Annotated in this window: 1 protein-coding gene; it reads left to right on the forward strand. The window is 67.5% G+C overall.

Annotation, left to right across the window (positions count from 1 at the left end):
* Positions 1-33: 33 nt before the first annotated feature.
* The coding region (locus ACFXB5_RS53700; RefSeq protein WP_385223374.1) for a polyketide synthase dehydratase domain-containing protein at positions 34-1531 on the forward strand (1498 nt) is incomplete at its 3' end.

Genomic DNA, 1531 nt, shown 5'->3' on the forward strand with positions numbered 1-1531 from the left:
CCGGGTGTGGAGTGGCTGGCCGGGGACGGTCAGGTGACACGGTTTGTGGAGCTGGGGCCCGATGGCGTTCTGACCGCCATGACCCACAACTGCCTCGCCCACCACAACGACCCTGGTTCCGGCAACGAGCCGGAGGTCATCGCTTCCCTGCGCCGGGATCAGCCCGAGGTCAATGCCGTGCTGACCTGTCTGGCACGGCAGTTCACGATGGGCGCGTCTATCGACTGGGCCCCCGCGTTCGGCGATAGCAATACCTCGGGGGTTCCCCTGGGCCTGCCCACTTACGCCTTCCAACGGCAGCGCTACTGGCTCGAGGCCCCGCACCACACAGCCGATGCCACCGACCTCGGCCTGGAAATCGTCGAACACCCACTGCTCGGAGCCGCTCTGGAACCGCCCGCCGGCGGCGGGGTCTTCCTCACAGGTCGGCTGTCGCTGGAGACGCATCCATGGCTGGCTGATCACCGAGTGCTGGGCTCGGTGCTGGTGCCGGGAGCGGCACTGGTCGAGTTGGCTCTCAGCGCCGCGGCTCATGTGGGCTGTGACGCGGTGGAGGAACTCACTCTTCAGGATCCGCTGATCCTTGCGGAGCGGGGTGGTGTCCAGCTTCAGGTCGTGGTCGGCGAGGCAGAAGAGGATGGGCGTCGCAGCGTTCAGGTGCGGTCCCGTCCAGATGTGGTCGACGGGGTGTGGAGCTCTCATGCGAGCGGGTTGCTGGTGGCGGGGGAGTCAGCTGCTGGTGGTGGTGGGGTGGTGTTGGAGCAGTGGCCTCCGGTGGGTGCTGAGGTGGTGATGTCGGATCCGGAGGGGTTTTATACCGGGTTTGTTGAGCGTGGGTTTGGTTATGGTCCGGCTTTTCGGGGGTTGGAGGCGGTCTGGCGGTGTGGTGAGGAGGTGTTCGCTCAGGTTCGTCTTCCGCAGGAGTGTGTGGCTGAGGCGGAGCGGTTCGGAGTGCACCCGGCGTTGCTGGACGCTGTTTTGCATGCGGTGGCGTTGACGGGCTTCGAGCAGCGGCCGGATGTGGAGTTGGGGTCGGGTTCGGTGCGTGTTCCGTTTGCGTGGTCGGGGGTGCGGTTGCATGCCTCGGGTGCGTCGGTGGTGCGGGTGCGACTAGCCCGGGTGGGGTCGGATGCGGTGGCGTTGGAGGTGGCGGACGCGGCGGGCCAGCCGGTGATCTCCATCGAGTCTCTGGCTCTGCGGCCCATCTCGGCTGAGCAGTTGCAGGCGGCCCAGACCAGCCGGTACGACTCCCTCTTCCAGCTGGACTGGCAACCTCTGGACCCTCCCCGGGCATCGGCTGCTGGGAGTTCGTGGGCGCTCGTAGGGCCGGATGCCGGGCTGGGTGAGGCGGTGAGCCGTGCGGGCGCGTCGTGTGCCTGCTACGAGGACGTGTCCGCGTTGATCAGCGTGCTCGATGAGGGCGAGGCGGTGCCCGGAACCGTGGTGCTGTCCTGCCCGACGAGCGGTGGTGAGGACGTGGTTGTCGGGGCGCGGGAGTCGCTGTTCGCTGTGCTGTCTGCGGTGCAGCGGT

Origin of the sequence: Streptomyces sp. NPDC059455 (assembly GCF_042750115.1) — a bacterium.
GTDB lineage: Bacteria > Actinomycetota > Actinomycetes > Streptomycetales > Streptomycetaceae > Streptomyces > Streptomyces endocoffeicus.